The following is a 17,436-nucleotide window of genomic DNA, read 5'->3' as shown; positions in this document are numbered from 1 at the left end:
GGACGGGGAGGTGACGCGGCTGGAGGTGTTGGAGGGGGAGGGTGAGTCGCAGGAGGAGGTGGTGGACCGGGCGCAGTGGGCGGCGAGGCTGCGGGCGAGCGTGGAGGAGGCCTGGCCGGAGCTGGACGCGCGGGAGCGGGCGCTGGTGGAGGAGAGGATGTTGGCGGAGGAGGCGGCGAGCGCGGAGTTGCTGGCCCGGCGCTTCGGGGTGACGGCGGTGCGCATCCGGCAGATCGAGCAGGGGCTGAGGGCGAAGCTGAAGAAGAGGCTCACCGCGAGTCTGACGACCTGGGACGCGGAGGCGATGCCTCGTGCCGCATGACGAAGGGAAGGGGCGCCGGGAAAAGGGTGCTTGACGGCCCTGGGAAGGGCTCGATATGAGAGCGCGGCCTCTCGCGGTGACCCGTACGCCCAGGTAGCTCAGTCGGTAGAGCAGGGGACTGAAAATCCCCGTGTCGGTGGTTCGATTCCGCCCCTGGGCACACAGAGTTGAAAAGTTTGGGGCCCTGGACTTCGGTTCAGGGCCCTTTCTTTTTGGCCTGGAGGGCTCACGCTGACAGGGCCCCCAGGGTGTGCGTGCCGACGTCCTAGTTACAGGGCGCGCCGCAGACGCCAGCCTCACGGGCCACACATTGGGGCGTGTTGAGGCAGGGCAAGCCATCGCCCGTGCAGCAGCCGATCAACGCCTCGGACTCGACCGGTGGATTCGCGGGTGGAGCCGAGCGGACGACCATTCCCACTGCGAGTGCGAGACTCAGGCCGACTCCCGAAACGAGCTTCAGCATCATCTGGGGCTCCTTGGGTTGAGAGGCATCAGGAAGGGTGCTCTCAATGAGGCTCCAATCCAAGACGCCCTCTGTCGATGGAGCCGCTCATATGTTGAGCGTCCATCGGTTTGTCTGTTCATCCCACTGCGCGCTTCCCCGGTACAGCCAGGGGGCCAGAGGTGCCTCTCGGCTGAAGACGAATGCGGTCTCTCCAGGTCTACGGTCCGCGATTCGCGACGCCATGACGCCGAGCGCCTCGAATTCGTCTTCTCCCGTGGCGATGAGGAGCAGGTGGCCTTCGTGTCGTCCTGTCTTTGGGACGGCGCTCAATCCAAATCGGCCCATGAGCTGCTCGTCCGTGAGTTGTGCTCCTGGCGTAGGGCCCACGCTTTCGGGTGTCACGACCTCCACCAGCAGGGCGATGGGCATCAGGCCCTCGGCTGCCTGTGACGTGGCGTAGCTTGGATTGTCGGACCGCAGGACCCAACGGCCTTCGTCCTTCGCGAGCCTCTTCACTTGATAGGCATACCCTGCGGCGTCGGGGACCTGGATGAGCGCCACCCTGCCTTCCATCGCCTGGAGTGAGAGGTCGCGCGCGTAGCGCATCACCAGCCAGTCGCCGTTCCGGATGGGCCGCTCTCCTCCGTTCATGGAGTCGCCAGTGGCCCTCACCACGAACAGCCCGTCACCCTGTGCCTGGATGGGAAGCCGGACATGTTCCGCCTCGGGTGCCTGCTCCATCGCCAGTGCATGGCTCGCGGCCCCCGCCGCGGCGCGCAGGGTGGGGAACGCGACACAGCGCACCGCTCGCGTGAATGGAATGACCTCGGCCTTCATGGGCTCGGCCGACCAACCCTCTGTTCCTGGCGTGAAGCGCACTCGAAATGCCGTGCCCCGCTTGCCGGCGGCCTCGCCGAACCATTGCGTCAGGAGCTTCGGAAGTTGGTTCCCCTCCGTCCCTGCTGGTCTCGCGACGTTGACGGCGATCTTCACGAAGTTGAATCGCCAGAGGGCTCCGTCCGGAACCCTGACGTCGGTGAGGCCACTGGGAAGATCCGGACGCTGCTGTCGCTCGGGCAGCTTGAGAATCGGGTGGCGCCCGTTGGTGATGACCTGGGCCTCAAAGACTGTCCCTGGAGCCTGACTCTGGATGAGCCGACGACGACGGTATTGCGCCAGTCGGTACTCGACCAGCTCTCGCGTCATCTCCTCGAAGGCTGCTCGTGTGTCCTCGGACACCGTGAACCGGGGCACGAGCCTGTCTCCCTCGATGCGGAACCACCTGCCGTCCTGTGTCCACTCGGTGACCGGGTTCGCCGTCCAGAACGCGAGGAACTTCGAGGCGCTCGGCTCCCGTGGGTCATCCAGCGCCGTGACGCCATCGAGGTCCTGGAGCAGCTCGGGCGAACGCTGGAGGATGGACAGACTCCGGTGGGCCAGCTCGGACAATGACAGTCCTCTCCACAGTGCGTCCGCTTCGAGCAAGGTCTCCAGCAACACCAGCTTGAAGCACTTGCTCATGGGCGTGAGCTCGAGGTTCCGGAACCAACCCGGGTCCTGCTTCAGGGTGCGTGCCTGTGCTTCGGTCAGGTCTCGCTCCGCTTCCACGAAGTGGAACCAACCCGCGTACTCATCCCGCTTGAGCAAGGAGGCGGGGGAGTAGCCCGAGCGGTAGAGTTCTCCGATGGTCGGACGCTGGCCGCGCACGGTCCTCAGCTCGCGATACATGCGCGCGACATCGGTTTCGCCAGGGGCCAGGAAGTGTTGAAGCAACTGCTTGGCTTCCAGCGCGACCTGCACGGAGCAGCCCGGAGGGAGCTCGGGTTGCTTGCCTTGGACCAGGAAGTCCCTCAGCGAGACGGAACTCCGGCCCAGTGCCAGCAGCGTGCGCACCCGGTCGAGGAACATCCGATGGTTGCCCACGAAGTCGATGACGGTGACGCGCTCCTTGCCGTCGTGCTTGCGCAAGCCACGGCCCAGTTGCTGAAGGAAGACCACGGGTGACTCGGTCGGTCTGAGCAGGACCACGCGGTCGATGCTCGGCACATCCACCCCTTCATTGAAGAGGTCCACCGAGCACACCGCGTCCAGCGTGCCGTTCCCCAGTTCTCGCAGGGCCTGCGCCCGGTCCGCGGAGCCGGGCCCCGAGTACACCGCGGCCACCCGCACACCCTGCCTGCTCAGCCACTGTTGGACGTAGTTCGCGTGGGAGACGGAGACGCAGAACACCAGGGTCCTGCTCGCCGCATGCTCCTCCCAGGCGCGCCACAGCGTCTTCATGCGCGCTTCCGTCTGGACCGCCTCGCTCAACGCCTCCGGGGCGAAGCTCCGGCTGCGCCACGGGATGTTCTCGTACGGAACGTCGTCCTTCAGCCCGAAGTAGGCGAAGGGCGCGAGCAACCCTTGCTGAATGCCTTCGCCAAGGTCCGCGCGGTAGGCCAGGTGGTCATCGAACAGCCCCAGGATATCCCCGTCGTCCGCTCGCTCGGGCGTCGCCGTCAGGCCGAGCAGGAACGCCGGTTCGAGACGCGAGAGGATGGCCCGGTAGCTCGCGGCGGCGGTATGGTGCACCTCGTCCACGATGACGTAGTCGAAGGCCGCCGCTTCTCGCAGCGCCTGGAGTCCTTCGGGATTCGAGAGCTTCTGGACCGAGGCGAACACCAGGTCGCCCGCGAGCGACGACTTCGCTCCGACAAACCAACCGAAGCGCAGCGACGGGAACTGGCGGCGGAAGGTCTCCGCGGCCTGGACGAGCAGCTCCTCACGATGGGCCAGGAACAAGACGCGCGGCTTCTCGGCTCGCTCGTCACCGAAGGCCGCGACGTCCAGCGCGGCGAGCCACGTCTTGCCGAGTCCCGTCGCGAGCACCACGAGTGCTCGGCGGCGACCTTCTCCGCGACTCGTCCTCAACGCGAGCAGGGCTTCCAGTTGGAGGATGTGCGGCTGGCGTTGCGGGAGCGCGGGTTCCTGCTCCACGGGGGCGACGACACGTTCCGTGATTCGTGCACGGCGGGCGTACTTCTCGACCCAGTCCGCTTCCAGGGGCGAGGCCCTTTCCCACCACAGCTCGAAGGCGTCGACCACTTCGCTCCAGGCCTTGGGGTCCCGGTCCTGCTCGACGCGCAGGTTCCACTCGATGCCTGTCTTCAGCGCGGACCGGGAGATGTTGCTCGAGCCCACGTACGCCACCGCGAGCCCCGGGCCCTTGAAGCGCCAGGACTTCGGATGGAAGGACGACACACGCGCCTTCTCCACTTCCACCACGCGCGCCTCGAAGTGTCCCCGGGCACCGCCTTTCAGGACCGTGTCTTCATCCATCCAGTCCAGCAGGCGACGCAGGGCCTCTGCCTGGGTGATGGTCAGATAGTCGCCCGTGAGGATTCGCACCCGCGCTCCTCGCGCCAGGGCCGCATCCACGGATTGCCGCAGCACCTCCAGCCCGCTGTCCTGAACGAAGGCCGCGAGCACCGCGATGTCCAGCGCCTGGGAGAACAACGGCTCCAGGTGATGAAGGAACGGGTCATCCAATCCACCCGTGGCGAGCGGCTTCGCCTGCGCGGCCAGATAGTTGCCCTTGCCCGGGATGACGTGACGGATGCCCCCGCGCGCGTCCGCGACGTCATCCAGGAACCTCGGGATGACGTGTACATGCAGATGGAACACCGTCTGCCCGGCCGCCGCGCCCACGTTGATGCCCAGGTTGTAGCCGTCCGGTCGCAGCTGCGTGTCCAGCCCCCGCTTCACCTCGTCCACCAGCTCGAAGAGGGCCCGCTGCTCCTCGGCCGTGGCGTCGAACCAGGTGGCCACGGAGCGGCGGGGAATCACCAGCGTGTGCCCGGGACTGACGGGAGAGCCATCCCGGATGGCGAAAGCGAGCGTGTTCGAGGCGACCCACTCGGATTCGGGAATCAGCAGGAAAGGGGAGGACACCTCGCCACCCTATCCCAGCCACTCGGTTCTTCAGGACGGACCTGGCGTGTGGAGTGACATCGCCTCGCGGAAGGACTCAGAGCTCGTTGAAGATGAGCAGGCCGCGGGTCGAGTCCACGACGTACACGTAGCCGTCTCCTGGGACGCGGATGCCCATGGCGCCTTCGACATTCCAGTCACCTCGGTCGGGGTCGGACTCGCGGAAGGTGTTGAAGTAGGCGATTTCGCGCGGGTTGGTCGGAATGGAGACGTCCAATACCCGCAGCCCCTCCTGGTAGTAGGCGATGTAGAGCCGCTTGTCCTTGAGGATCATGTTGTGGATGGAGGCGTGGAAGCGGAGCTTGTACGTGCCGATGAGCGGGATGTTCGTGGGGTCGGTGACATCCAGCACGCGCAGATGGGTTCCCTGTCCTTCTCCACCCTCGAAGGCGATGGTCCTCCCCGCGAAGGTGCCCACCGCGCCCGCATGGCTCATGGACGAGCTGTTCTCGGTCTGGAAGGTGTATGTGCCCAGCTCGCGTGGGCTCATCGGGTCCTTCACGTCGAAGACCACGTAGCCCGAGCTGAAGTGGTTGATGTAGAGCCGGTCCTGGTAGGCGAAGGAGTCGTGCGCCGAGGGGATATAGGACGTGGTGTCCGAGACGACGATGCGGTTGAGCAACGTCGGGTCGCGCGGCGTCGAGATGTCGAACACGAGCGTCTCCCCGGTGGGTGCGGGCCCGGGCGACACGGCATACAGCCTGTTGCCATCCACGAAGAGGGTGTGGACGTTGATGGGCTCACCCCCCGGCACATTGCGCACGAAGAGGGGGTCCGCGGGGTTGGAGATGTCGAAGACGATGACCCCTGAGTTCCTGCTGGCCACGTAGAGCGTGTCGTCCTTCGTCCACGCGGCGTTCCAGAACGAGTCCCCTGGCAAGGTGATGCTCTTCTTGAGGACGGGGTGGCTCGGGTCGCTGACGTCGAACACCGCGAGCCCACCCTCTGTCCCCGCTTCGAGGCTGGTGGACACGACGTAGGCGTGCTTGTGGGCGACGTAGACGTCCACATGGAGCCCGTTCTGGGGGACATCCGATTCGGAGATGAGGCGCAGGCCGCCCGATGACTCGCTCTCCCCTCGTCCCCACGTCATCCGCGCGGCCTCGAAGGTGCCCCAGGAGGCTTTTCCATTGGCGCAGCGGGCGAAACAGCCCGTCACCATCCCAGAGGGCTGAACGCCACACCCGACGATGACGGTCTGCCGGACCAGGTTCCGCAGGGTGTACCGTGACGAGAACTGGAAGCTTCCAGTCACCTGCTGACGTGTGAGGGGGCGGCCCTCCATCGTTCCCGTGCTGCCGTCCGGCGGAATCCGGACGCCAACGAAGTCCGGATAGCCCGCGACGTTGCGCACGTCCACCCCATAGATGCCGTGCGCATCGAGGGTGGAGAGCGAGGCGGTGTCACACTTCGACAGGTCGAAGAGCGATGGCGAGTCGCAGTCGACGATGGAGCCCTGCACCCCGGTGAAGGTGCACGGCGCGTAGGGGCCCCGGTCGACCCAGTCCGTCGTCTCCACGAGCGGCGTGTACGTCCCGTCCCAGGGTTCCACGGGAGGAGGCGGTGGCTCCGCCGGCCCCGGCTTGTCGGAGCAGGCGAAGCACAGCAAGGCGCAGCCAATGACAACCGCACGGGGGGACAGTGAACCGAGGGCCATGCGAGGCTCCTATCGGGAGGCGAGGTCCGGAACGGACGCCGCACGCGAAGGGAGCGATTAGCGCAGGATTGCCCTTCGGGTCTGTATGGCAATGCCCTTAGCCCGGCGGGATGGCATTCACCGGGCAAGGATTGTTTGACCTCCGGACCAGGAGGTGCTCACCCGGCCGGAGGCTTCACCCCAATCACAGACCCTCCATGGCTGCGGAGGCGATTCGCGGGGCATGGCCGCCAACGTGGGATGCCCGCGCGTGAGGCCGCCCGCTTGCCGCGCCCATCCCAGCGAGCGCCTCCGCCCCCGTCAGGACCATGGCCACGTCAGGCGCCGTGATTCGCCGGCGGACAGGCAGGCGAGGAAGCCCCTCCTGCCGAGGTGCCGTGCCTCCCGGGAAGTCCCGCGAGTCGCCTCGGCACTCGTTTCGGGATTCAGGTACGGTCGGCCCGTTTCAGCAATGGCGTGGCCGTCGACAGCGGCCCGGAGGGTAGAGCGCGATGGTGGTGAGAAGCGAGGCGGGACCGACAGACTCGACCCGACAGGGGCGCCGGTTGCCGCCAGGGATGGGCCAGGTCCTGCTGGCCCTGCTCGCGGGCGGCATCGTGTTCGGGGGCATGCGGCTGACCTGGCCGTCAGGTCCCTTCCCCCGGTTCGAGCGACACGTGCTCCAGACGAGCGACATGGTTCTCGCGCTCGTGGTGGCGGTGGGCACCTTCATGGTCGCCTGGTCCTTCAGCCAGGGCGCCCGGCGGGAAGACCCGGTCTCGGTCCGCCATCGGTGGCGCCTCTTCCTGGGGCTGTGGGCGCTGTTCGCCCTTCCCCTGCTGCTGTGGTGGGTGGGCGAGTGGCCCGGCCATCTGCACAGCGATGCACGCCAATCGCTGCTCATCTCGTCGCTGCTCCGCGTGGAGCCCTGGCTGAGCACGCTCTGGAGCATCTGGGTGCAAGGGATTCACCGGTCCACCGGTCAATTCCCCTTCCTCTCCCTCTTCTGCGTCGTGGGCCTCGCCGCGCTGCTGGCGGACTTCTTCTCCCTGCTGCTGCACCTGGGGTTGTCGCGACGCCTGGGCGGCGTCTTCATCGCGCTCGTGGCGACGTCCATCCCCGTCGCCGTGCTCGTCACCAACCTCTCCCATGACGCCCTCAATGCGCTGCTGCGGCTGGGAATCGCGCTCATCCTGCTGCGGGTCCTGTCGCGGAAGGTGCTCTCCGGACAGTCCGGCGTCACGCCCGTGACGTTGCCCTCACTGGCGCTCCTCACCGGGGTGGCCACGTTGCTGCGGGGCGACAGCTTGGTGCTGTTCCTCTATGTCCCCGCCGTGCTGCTCCTGTCGCGGCAGGTGCGCATCGGCGCCGCCGTGGTGTTGTTGCTGGTCCCGGTGGCCATCAACCAGGTGTTCCGTCGCGTCATCGAGCCGCGGTTGATACTGAACGGGCCCGAGCTGGCGGAGCGGTATGCGGTGTCGCTGCTGCTCAACCCGCTCGGGTTCATGGTGGTCAACAAATACGTCACCGCCACCCCAGAGGAGGACCAGGCCACCATCGAAGCCGTGGTGACCTATTCCTGCCTGAGGGACCGCTACATCCTCGAGGAGTCCCCCTGCTACTGGAGCGACCTGCGCGCTCCCATCACGCCCGAGAAGATTGTCAGGCTGCGCGCCCTCGTCCTTCGCATGGCGCGAGACAACCCGGCGCTGATGCTCTCCAACCGGCTCATCACCTTCGCGGGCACACTGGGCCTCAGCCCACGCGCCTCCTTCCCCGTCATGGACTTCCGGGAGACGGTTCGTCCCGAGGACCTCTACTCCCCCAACGGCGCGGAGCTGCTCCGGCGATACGGGTTGGAGCACTCCAAGGCGCCCCAGGCCCTGGCGCGTGTCACCCACTGGCTGCGCGACGCGAGCCTCCCCTACGAGCATGGACGCTGGCTCTACTTCCCCTGGAATGGCCTGCCAGCGCTCCTGCTCACGTTGTGGCTGGTGTCGCGGTGGCGCACCCTGCCCGTGTCGGCGATGGTGGCGGGCGCCATCCTGGCACCCGCGGGTCTCGTCTTCATCGCCGCGCCCGCAAGTCACCCCTCGTACGTCACGGACCTCTGGGTGTTTGGCTACCTCGCCGTGCCACTGGCCTGGTTCGAGGCCCGCGTCCTGCGTGTGAGGGCGGCTTCCCGGGCCTCAGCGGGTGGGGAAGGCGGGAGCGCGGGTGCGGTCGACGTGGCCCCCGCTCACCTGAGCCACCACGGTTGAGGTGTACGGCCGTCCAGGTTGGCTGCTCCAGTCCTTCGCGAGGAAGGCCTCCGGGCTCCTCGCGAACTCCAGCGCGATGCGGCCCGTCTGGAGCGACTGGCGCATCATCCGCACGTTGCTCACCTGGTCCTCCTCGCGCCAGCTGAGCGGGAAGAAGCCGAAGCGCGAGCGCCGGTGGATGCCCGCCAGCAGCATGTGGATGTTGAAGGTGAGGCTGTCCGGAAAGCCCAGGTAGAAGCGGGGCTCCAGATAGCGGGCCGAGTACAGGTTGAGACCCGAGCCCAGGTCATGGACGCGGTGGCGCGCCGCCGCGGAGAACAGCAGGTTGAAGACGTGGTTGCCCAGGGTGCGCACGTGCGAATAGCCCTGGAGCCGCGAGCCGCGCATGAAGCGGCTTCCCAGCAGCGAGTCCTGCGCCCGGTACGCCCCTTCGTCCAGGTGGGGCACCAGGTCGTTGATGTCCGCCTGGTCGTCGCCGTGGAGGACGACCACCTGGTCGAAGCCGTGCGCGAGCGCGTACTCGAAGGCCACCTTGTGGGAGCCGCCCAGGTTGTAGTTGTCGTCGTTGACGAGCACCTTGCCCGGCAGATGGACCAGCTTGGACAGGCCCGTCACGGCGGCTTCCACGCCGTTGTCGCGACTGCCGTTGTCCACCACGATGATTTCGGCGAAGCGACGCTGGAGGGCTTCGCCGAAGCGGGCGAGCACCCGGGGAATCTGCCGCTCGCAGTTGTACATGGGGATGAAGACGAGCATGCGTTCGGCGGCCACGAGAATCTCCTTCGAGGGATGAGGTGCTGCGACGCGGGGGCTGCCTGGCGGGCCCCTTCGCGCCATTCAAGGCACGGTGGGGCCCTGGGCCTCGTACTGGCGCAGCTCTTCCGGGGTGCCAAAGGAGGCATAGCGGGAGACGCGCGCGGAGCGCACCGTGCCTCCGGCCTCCAGGAGCAGGTTGTAGAGCAGTGACAGGTAGTACTCCCGCATCCCCTCCGTGATGGGCCGCTCCATGAGGTGCTGGCCCGCGGTGAGGAAGTGGCGCTCGGTGGCGAAGAAGTACGCGCCCATGATGGCCGCATCGGAGATGACCACCTTCTCCGCCGTGCGCACCACCTGGCCCGCCTCGCTCTTCGCGTAGCTGTAGCGGGGAAGCTGGGAGGGAAAGGTGAGCAGGCCGCCCGTCAACGTCGGGTCCTCCCCGGAGAGCGCGCCGCGCACCAGCTCGCGGTAGGCGGGGCTGTCGAACCACAAATCACAGTCCATCACCAAGAGGCCGCGCTCGCCCGTCATGCGCCCGGAGGCCGCCAGGGCCGTCTCCACCGCGCCTCGGGTCATCTCCTCCAGAATCACCACGTCCAGCCCAGGGATGGCCTCGCGCAGCAGCGTGGCCAGTTGGAACTGCTCCTCGTGGGGCCTTCGCACCACGGCGGTGTGCACCACGTCCAGCCCCCAGTCCGACAGGCTGGAGAGGGCCTTGAGCACCATGGGGATGCCATCCACGGGGATGAGGGGCTTGGGCGTGGTGAAGCCCGCATCGGCGAAGCGCGAGCCGAGGCCCGCCATGGGCAGCAGGACGTGGAGCGGACGCATGAGGGCGGGGACCTTTCCGGAAAGACGCTCAGGCCAGACGCTTGCGCGAGGGGTCCTCGCCCTGGAGCGGACTGGCGGACGTCTCCGACGCGTACTGGTCATTGAACTGGTTGAAGAGACGCACGGCGGTGGCGAAGAAGGCGGGCAGGCTGCTCGGGTTGATGCGGGCCCGGTAGGTGAGCATGCGGCAGTAGTGCACGGCCTCGTGGAAGAGCACCGTGCGGCGCACCTCGGGCGGCAGCGTGGTCTCGAAGCGCCGCTGGAGGTGGAGGTACAGCTCCGCGTAGCGCGAGGACATGGACTCCTCATACTCCACCACCGCGCCCTCCACCTTCGCGCGGGAGACCTGGCAGAGGAACTCGTAGCCGGAGTGCAGCGACTGGCACAGCTTGCCCAGGTCCACCACCGGGTCGCTGATGGCGTTCTCGTTGTTGGGGTCCAACACCAGGAAGTCGCCGTCCTCCTTGCGGACGATGAGGTTGTCCACCGTCAGGTCGCCGTGGATGGGGGTCTGCCGCATGCTGGCCAGCTCCGCCAGGGCGCGCGGGTTGGCTCTCAGTCGCGCGAGGGCCGGGCCCATGTTCTCGTAGTGCTGACCGTTGATGCAGAGCGTGTCGTGCGCGAGCAGCGCGGCCAGCGTCGGGCTCAGGGCCGCGGCGTCGTTCACCTTGGCCACGACCTTCTCGCGGAGGTAGCGCTCCAGCATGTCCGGCTCGTCGCGGCGCTCGGCGTGCTCGTAGAGGTGCTGGTCCACGAAGTCGAGGACCCGGTCCAGCACCTGCTTGCCGCGCTCCACATCCTCGGAGTGGATGAACTGGAAGAAGGGGACGTACTCCTTCCGGTACTCCAGGTCGAACGCGTAGTAGTCCTCCGTGCGCAGCTCCCGCAGGGGCCGTGGCAGGTGGGGCAGATGGCGGCGGGACTCCAGCCAGTCGTGCTGCGCCTTCAGCTTCTCCAGGTGCTGGGGCAGCGTCACCTTGCGCACGCGCAGGCCTTCACCGTCCCAGACCAGCAGGGTGCTCGCGTTGGAGCCGCCCTTGAAGGTGTGCACCATGCGGAAGTCGCCGCGCAGCTCGCCGGTGGACAACACGTGGCTGAGCGCCTGTCCGGAGAAGTACTCGTCCAGGAAGTGGCTGAACTCACGACTGATGTCCGAGTCGCGGTGCAGCTTGTTCTTCAAGGGCTCCAGGGCGACGGGGGCATCGGCGGCCTGCTCGCGGCCGCGCTGCAGCAGGAAGTAGAGCCCCACCGCGGAGAAGGGGCCGATGAGCACCGCCCAGGACACCAGCGACAGGCCCAGCGGGACGCCGTCGATGCCCAACATCCCGCGCGCCAGCTCGGAGAAATAGTAGTGGAAGGTCCCCAGGAAGCCCGGCCCCGACGGCACGCCCACCGCGAGGTAGGCGGAGACGGCGGTGCCCAGGATGGCCAGGGCCCCGTGGCCCGGCGCGAAGCCGTGGGCCAGCGCGGCCATGGAGCCCAGGTAGAGCACCCACATGCCCATGGAGGTGACGACGAAGCGGCCCAGGCGCGCGGAGCGGAAGATGACGTGGGTGCCGTAGATGATGGACCAGAGCACGAAGCGCGTCCGGTCCTTCAGTCTGTCATTGAGCAGCGCGGTGAAGGCGCCGACCGCGCGCAACATGCGGCGGTTCTGCGTGAAGAGCAGCCAGGCGAGGACGGCGACCGCGACGCTCGCCGCGCCCACGCCCATTGCCAGGCGCAGCATCAGCGCCGCCGCTTCAGGGGCCTGCGCGCGCGTCGCGAGTCCAATCCCCACCGCGCACAGCGCCAGCACGAGGCCATCCACCGCGCGCTCGAAGAGGATGGTGAAGAGCACCACCGCGCGGCTGATGCGCATCTGCCGACCGATGAGGTGCGCACGCACCAGCTCACCGAGCCGGAAGGGGAGCAGGGCGTTGAAGAGGAAGCCGACGGAGAGGCCGGAGAAGAGGATGCGCCATGTGGTGGGCCGCACCACACGCAAGAGCCGCTGGGCGTTCTTCGCGCGCAGGACATGGGCCAGCCCCTGGCAGAGCACGGCGAGGGGGATGACCCACACCGCCAGGGTGCTGTCGGGCACCCACTGACCGGACTGGTGAGACCCGTCGACGAAGCGGGAGAGGAAGGCGGCGCTGACGAGCAGCCCCACCGCCACCAGGGCCAGGCCCCAACCGCGAGCATGCTTCAAGGGGCCTCCTGGACGCGGACCACGGTGATGCCCGCGGCCTCGGCCGCCGCCACGCCACTGGCGCTGTCCTCGAAGGCGAGGCACTGCGCGGTGGGCACGTCAGCCAGTCGCGCCGCGCGGAGGTAGCCCTCCGGATGGGGCTTGGGGTGCTCCACGTCCTCGCCGAAGACGGTGACGTCGAAGAGGTGGGCCAGGTCGAAATGCGCCATCAGCGCACGCGCGTTGGTGGTCGCCGCCGTCGTCACCAGCCCGGTGACATGGTGGGCGCGCACCGAGCGCAGCAAGCCGATGAGCGGCAGGTTGGGGCGCACCTGGTCGAAGGACTCCGGATAGAAGCGGGCCTTGGCGTCGCGGACCCGCACGGCGGCCTGTGCGTCCAGCTTCGCGCCCACCTCGCGCACCATGGCGTCGAAGCGCAGGCCGAAGGCGCGCTGGTAGGCCGCTCGCTCCAGATTGAAGCCCTCCTCCGCGAAGGCTCGCCGGTACGCGACGAAGTTGGCCTCCTCCGTGAAGAGGAGCGTCCCATCCATGTCGAACAGCATGCAGCGGATCATCGACTCCCCGACGACGTGGCCTTGACCTTCGGGCACGCAACGCAAGGCCAGATACCGGGCCCCTGGCGTGAAGGCAAGGTTGGGCCCTTTGGTTTTCGTGGGCCTGGAGTCCTCGGGGCAGGGGCGGGGCCTGTGCTTCCGGTGCTCCCTCGCCCGGTGCTCACCCGGCCGGCGGGGCGAGCGAGGGAGGGGCCGACGCTCGGTGTCGCCACAGCCAGCGAAAGACAAGCAGGTGCCCGAACAGCGCCGCCTGGACCAGGACCACCGGCAGCCAGATGAAGGGCGCGGTGGTGATGACGGTATTGCGCGGCGTGGCCTCGAACACCCGGACGAACGGTGGCGATGCGAGCACCGCGATGGCGACGATGGTGAGCAGGAGCACCAGACCCGCCGTGTTCCAGGCTCCCACGAGCGCGCGGGGCGCTCGCCCCCTGTGGATGAGCCAGGCCATCACCGGCGCCGTCAGTCCCGTGAGGATGTCGAAGTTGAGCCCCTCGAACGTCATCTCGACCGGCACGATGCCCTCGCGGTGCAGCCCCCAGAGCGCCACCTCCACCGCGACGCGGAAGACCTGAAACCCCACGAGGGACTCCAGCGACAGCCCGAGCACCAGCCGCTCGCCAAACCTGGAGCCCGCGAGCACGAGCGTCAGCACCGTTGTGGGCAGGATGACGCCGAACACCGCGGGCGGCATGGAGTCCATGTCGGCGAGCGCGCCGCGCGCCGCGAGCACGCCACTCGAGCCCAGCACGAAGGCGACGACACCCACGGCCAACGCCGTCCAGCGCAGCGTCCCACGTGGGGTCTCCCCGAGTCGCCGCCCCGCGTGCCAGGTCGCCACCACCAGGAGGCCCGCGACGGCCAGGACCAGCACCCCGAAACCGCTCGTGAGGACCGACGACGGAGCCCGCATGGTGGTGTCTCCCGAGCTCTCCTTCTAGCTCGACGCTCCGTGGCGCGGCGAATGGGGATGGCGGATCTTCGACGGAGGCCGCTCCACGGAGGCTGGGGTCGAGGCGCCGAGCCCCCGATGCGGCGCCACTACAACGCGGGCACCGGCCAGCCCCGTGGGTAGATGAGATAGGCGGTGCCTCCCGAGCGAGACAGCCACAGCGGCTCCAGCTCCGAGCGGAAGTAGGTGCGCCGCACGGCGGTGTCGCCGGCGCCAGCTGGGTCGTTCACCACGGGGTTGCCGGTCGCGTCGAAGCCCGCGAGCACCAGGAGGTGGCCCGCGGTGGAGGGAATGGGAGCGCCGGTCAGCTCGCCCTTGCCCCACGCGACGCTGAGGATGGCCGGCACGCTGGCGGAGAGCCACGGCTCCAACTGGGCGAAGCTCGTGAAGCGCGCCACGTGAGCCTGAAAGCCCTGGCGGGCCGCATACGCCGTGTTGAACGGCCAGTTGCCGTGACCGCCGTAGTACCAGTCGTGGGTGCCGCTGACCGCCGCCCGCACACTCGACTCGCAGCCACCGGTGTCCTGCAACCAGTACTTCAGCACCATGGCCGTGGACGTGGGGCTGCACCAGACCTCGCCCCCATCGGGGTAGACCATCTGCGAGCACCGGGGCACGTCGAGCACCTGATTCCAGCGAGCGGGGTTGCCGGCCGGGACGGTGGGCCTGGCCTCCGGCGAGGTGGAGAAGGTGAGGGCGCTGGCATGCAGCGTGGGCGTGGCCACGCCGTCCGCGCTGAACAGCCGGGTCTTCACCTGCCACGCGCTCGCGGCCGACTTCTTGGCGGTGACGAGCAACGTGTCGATGGAGACCCTCGCCACGGTGTCCGCCTGCGAGTCCACCGAGTGGCGCCGCACCGTGGCGCCCTCCGAGGCCCACACGCCCAGGCTGAACCACTTCGTCCAGGCCCCTGCCACCTGCACGCGGACGAAGGTTTCCACCCAGGTCCCCGTGGGCGTGGTGGCCTCCCAGGAAGCGATGGCCTCGCGGAAGCTGAACGCACTGGTGATGATGGGGCTGGTGGCCTCGCCTTGAACGAACGAGCCGCCGTTGTAATACGTGCCCCCATGGTAGCCCCCGGGCCCGTACGGGTCCGTGCCGGCCCAGGCCTGACCTGGAAAGAGCTGAAGGGCGCCATCCGCCGCCCTGCTCACGCCGCTGAGTTGCCAGGTGACGAAATCGCCCCGGCTCGCCGCCCAGCGAATGGAGGCGCTCTGCCCCGCGGTGGCCATCGCCGGTACGAGCGCGAGGGTGATGAGCAGCACGAGCACGGCCGACCTGCACTCCCTCATGACGCCTCCTGGGTATCCTGGTCCGGCATTTATTGCCTGTTTGGGCGCCGAGCGCATCCCCAGGGCCCTGGGGGGCCCCAGGTGATGTCTGGATTTGAAGCAGGGGTCCTGGAGGTGACGGTGGCTGCCTCCGCAGGGGAGGCGAGCGGACGTCAGCGTGCGAAGCCGGGTGCACTGGAGGCCCGGGGCGGGGTAGAGAGGGGGCTCGGAGGCGTGAAAAGAGATGGACGCGAACGCAGTGGCGGAGCTGGAGAAGGCGGGCGTGAGGGTGGACGCTCCGGACCGGCTGTTTGTCGCAGTGGAGTGGGAAGACCAGAAGCACGTGGTTCCCGTCGGCGCTCGCGCCCAGGTGCGGGCCGGCGAGGTGCTCACGCACGTCACCCTCCAGCCCATCTCCAAGCTGTGGACCGGTGACAAGAAGCCCCCCAGCTTCGCCAAGACCCCGCCGCCCGAGTACCACCCCTTCTTCATCCTCATCGAGGCGACCGCCGCCGGCTATTGCCGCGCCGTGCGCAACACGGAGACCGACCAGGAGTTCGAGCGGCTCTACCGCCACCTGGCGCGCCGGCCCGACGGCACCGACCGCAACCCCTTGTTCTCGTACCTCCAGGGCGCAGCCCGGCTCTACATGTCCCTGCGCGACGTCAGCCAGGCCGAGTTCGAGGCCGTCGTCCTGCGCCTCCACCAGTCCGCCAAACACCACCAGACGCACGTCGGAAGCATCAACTACTTCCAGGACGTGCTGCGCGGCGTGCTCGGAGCCTGAGCTTCACCCGTCCCGCCGCGTAGGTACGGGGGGCTGAAACTGGAATATCGTGCGCCGCCGCCCGTTCCCGGGCGTCTTCCTCTTTGACAGGAGCACGGATGTTCCGTCAGTCCCTCCTCTGGACGTCGTGCCTGGCGCTGCTGGTGGCTCCCGCCGCCGGCGCCCAGGCGCAAGGCAAGGCGGCCTCCAAGCCCGCCGCCTCGTCCTTCCAGAAGCTCGGCGCCAGCGTCGAGACCCGCACCTTCAAGAACGGCCTCAAGGTCATCGTCTGGCCCGACCACGACATCCCCAACGTCGCCCTCTACAACTGGTTCCGCGTTGGCAGCCGCAACGAATACCCAGGCATCACCGGCCTGTCCCACTTCTTCGAACACATGATGTTCAACGGCGCCAAGAAGTTCGGCCCCGGTGAGTTCGACCGCGTCATGGAGGCCAACGGCGGCTCCAACAACGCCTTCACGTCCGAGGACGTCACCGTCTACCAGGACTGGTTCCCTCGCACCGCGCTCGACATCATCTTCCAGCTCGAAGCCGACCGCCTCCAGCACCTCGCCTTCGACCCCAAGGTCATCGAGTCCGAGCGCGGCGTCGTCTACTCGGAGCGCCGCTCCGGCGTGGACAACAACAACGAGGGCGCTCTCGCCGAGCAGGTCCAGGCCACCGCCTTCGTCGCCCATCCCTACCAGTTCCCCGTCATCGGCTGGCCCTCCGACATCGAGTCGTGGCGAATCGAAGACCTCCAGCGCTACTTCAAGACCTACTACGCCCCCAACAACGGCACGCTCATCTTCACCGGCGCCGTCACGCCCGCTGAAATCTTCGCGCTCGTGGAGAAGTACCTCGAGCCCATCCCCGCCCAGCCCGCGCCCGAGCCCGTCCGCACCCAGGAGCCCGAGCAGCAGGGAGAGCGCCGCGTCGTCGTGAAGAAGATCTCCCAGTCCCCGCTGCTCCAGCTTGCCTACCACGGCATGTCCGGCAAGGACGCCGACGTGGAGGCCCTCACCCTCCTGCTCAACATCCTCGGCGACGGCGACTCCTCCCGCCTCCACCGCCGCCTCGTCGAGGAAGAGCGCGTCGCCATCCGCACCAACACCATGTACACCCCCGGCTTCGACCCGGGCCTCGTCTGGTTCACCGCCGACCTGCCCACGGGCGGCGACCTGGCGCGCGTCGAAGCCCTCATCACCGAGGAGCTCGCCCGCGTCGTGAAGGACGGCGTCACCGACGCCGAGCTGCGCAAGGCTCGCAACATCACCCTCGCCAACTTCTGGCGCTCGCTGGAGACCATCAACGGGCGCGCGTACGCGCTCGGCTCCTCCGAGGTCTTCCGCGGCGACTTCCGCAAGGTCTTCGACGCCCCCGCCCGCTACGAGCGCGTCTCCCGCGACGACATCCGCAAGGTCGCCGCTCGCGTCTTCGTCCCCCAGCGTCGCACCGTCGGCTGGCTCGTCCCCACCGACG

11 protein-coding genes, 1 tRNA gene and 1 pseudogene are annotated in these 17,436 nt (G+C 68.1%); 5 read left to right on the top strand and 8 right to left on the bottom strand.

Features of this window, described 5'->3' with window-relative positions; genetic code table 11:
- Both HR086_RS32755 and HR086_RS32750 read left to right on the top strand, forming a co-directional pair.
- A pseudogene (locus HR086_RS32755) lies at positions 1-322 on the top strand (sigma factor-like helix-turn-helix DNA-binding protein); the annotation flags it as partial.
- 87 nt (positions 323-409) lie between these two features.
- Positions 410-482 (top strand) — tRNA-Phe (locus HR086_RS32750).
- Between the two features lie 390 nt (positions 483-872).
- Here the strand turns inward: HR086_RS32750 and HR086_RS32745 are convergent.
- Together HR086_RS32745 and HR086_RS32740 are read right to left on the bottom strand one after the other, a co-directional pair.
- Positions 873-4,697 (bottom strand): DEAD/DEAH box helicase family protein, encoded by a 3,825-nt coding sequence (locus HR086_RS32745; protein WP_174467601.1) that lies wholly within the window; start codon positions 4,695-4,697, stop codon positions 873-875.
- A 76-nt stretch (positions 4,698-4,773) separates the two neighbouring features.
- Complete coding sequence (locus HR086_RS32740; RefSeq protein WP_174467600.1) at positions 4,774-6,393, bottom strand: LVIVD repeat-containing protein; 1,620 nt, start codon at positions 6,391-6,393, stop codon at positions 4,774-4,776.
- Between the two features lie 491 nt (positions 6,394-6,884).
- Between HR086_RS32740 and HR086_RS32735 the strand changes: the two genes are divergently transcribed.
- Entirely contained in the window at positions 6,885-8,633 is a 1,749-nt protein-coding gene (locus tag HR086_RS32735) for a hypothetical protein (RefSeq protein ID WP_174467599.1), read from the top strand.
- On the opposite strand, the gene HR086_RS32730 is transcribed toward HR086_RS32735, so the two are convergent.
- From HR086_RS32730 to HR086_RS32705, 6 genes are all read right to left on the bottom strand, one after another.
- Positions 8,562-9,404 carry a glycosyltransferase family 2 protein gene (locus HR086_RS32730; RefSeq protein ID WP_217442043.1) on the bottom strand — a complete coding sequence of 281 codons (843 nt, stop codon included), beginning with the start codon at positions 9,402-9,404 and terminating at the stop codon, positions 8,562-8,564. The genes HR086_RS32735 and HR086_RS32730 overlap by 72 nt on opposite strands.
- A 66-nt stretch (positions 9,405-9,470) precedes the next feature.
- On the bottom strand, positions 9,471-10,220 hold the full coding sequence (locus HR086_RS32725; protein ID WP_174459914.1) for an NTP transferase domain-containing protein: 750 nt from the start codon (positions 10,218-10,220) through the stop codon (positions 9,471-9,473).
- A gap of 28 nt (positions 10,221-10,248) precedes the next feature.
- Positions 10,249-12,411, bottom strand: a complete 2,163-nt coding sequence (locus HR086_RS32720) for a lysylphosphatidylglycerol synthase domain-containing protein (protein ID WP_174467597.1) — start codon at positions 12,409-12,411, stop codon at positions 10,249-10,251.
- Positions 12,408-12,953, bottom strand: a complete 546-nt coding sequence (locus tag HR086_RS32715) for an HAD family phosphatase (protein WP_174467596.1) — start codon at positions 12,951-12,953, stop codon at positions 12,408-12,410. The genes HR086_RS32720 and HR086_RS32715 overlap by 4 nt, the downstream gene beginning before the upstream one ends.
- 172 nt (positions 12,954-13,125) lie before the next feature.
- Entirely contained in the window at positions 13,126-13,878 is a 753-nt protein-coding gene (locus HR086_RS32710; protein WP_174467595.1) for a hypothetical protein, read from the bottom strand.
- Between the two features lie 128 nt (positions 13,879-14,006).
- Positions 14,007-15,209 carry a C39 family peptidase gene (locus HR086_RS32705; protein ID WP_174467594.1) on the bottom strand — a complete coding sequence of 401 codons (1,203 nt, stop codon included), beginning with the start codon at positions 15,207-15,209 and terminating at the stop codon, positions 14,007-14,009.
- A gap of 223 nt (positions 15,210-15,432) precedes the next feature.
- Between HR086_RS32705 and HR086_RS32700 the strand changes: the two genes are divergently transcribed.
- Together HR086_RS32700 and HR086_RS32695 are read left to right on the top strand one after the other, a co-directional pair.
- Entirely contained in the window at positions 15,433-15,975 is a 543-nt protein-coding gene (locus HR086_RS32700; protein WP_141645510.1) for a hypothetical protein, read from the top strand.
- A gap of 98 nt (positions 15,976-16,073) precedes the next feature.
- On the top strand, positions 16,074-17,436 hold a 1,363-nt coding region (locus HR086_RS32695), incomplete at its 3' end, for a pitrilysin family protein (protein ID WP_174467593.1).

Source organism: Myxococcus sp. CA039A (assembly GCF_013336645.1).
GTDB lineage: Bacteria > Myxococcota > Myxococcia > Myxococcales > Myxococcaceae > Myxococcus > Myxococcus llanfairpwllgwyngyllgogerychwyrndrobwllllantysiliogogogochensis.
This window is presented reverse-complemented; position numbering and strand designations above follow the sequence as displayed.

Bases quoted from the DNA above. Each gene is read 5' to 3' on its own strand.
- HR086_RS32725 (WP_174459914.1), bottom strand. From the start codon at position 10,220: ATGCGTCCGCTCCACGTCCTGCTGCCCATGGCGGGCCTCGGCTCGCGC.
- HR086_RS32710 (WP_174467595.1), bottom strand. From the start codon at position 13,878: ATGCGGGCTCCGTCGTCGGTCCTCACGAGCGGTTTCGGGGTGCTGGTC.
- HR086_RS32705 (WP_174467594.1), bottom strand. From the start codon at position 15,209: ATGAGGGAGTGCAGGTCGGCCGTGCTCGTGCTGCTCATCACCCTCGCG.
- HR086_RS32740 (WP_174467600.1), bottom strand. From the start codon at position 6,393: ATGGCCCTCGGTTCACTGTCCCCCCGTGCGGTTGTCATTGGCTGCGCC.
- HR086_RS32735 (WP_174467599.1), top strand. From the start codon at position 6,885: ATGGTGGTGAGAAGCGAGGCGGGACCGACAGACTCGACCCGACAGGGG.
- HR086_RS32700 (WP_141645510.1), top strand. From the start codon at position 15,433: ATGGACGCGAACGCAGTGGCGGAGCTGGAGAAGGCGGGCGTGAGGGTG.
- HR086_RS32715 (WP_174467596.1), bottom strand. From the start codon at position 12,953: ATGCTGTTCGACATGGATGGGACGCTCCTCTTCACGGAGGAGGCCAAC.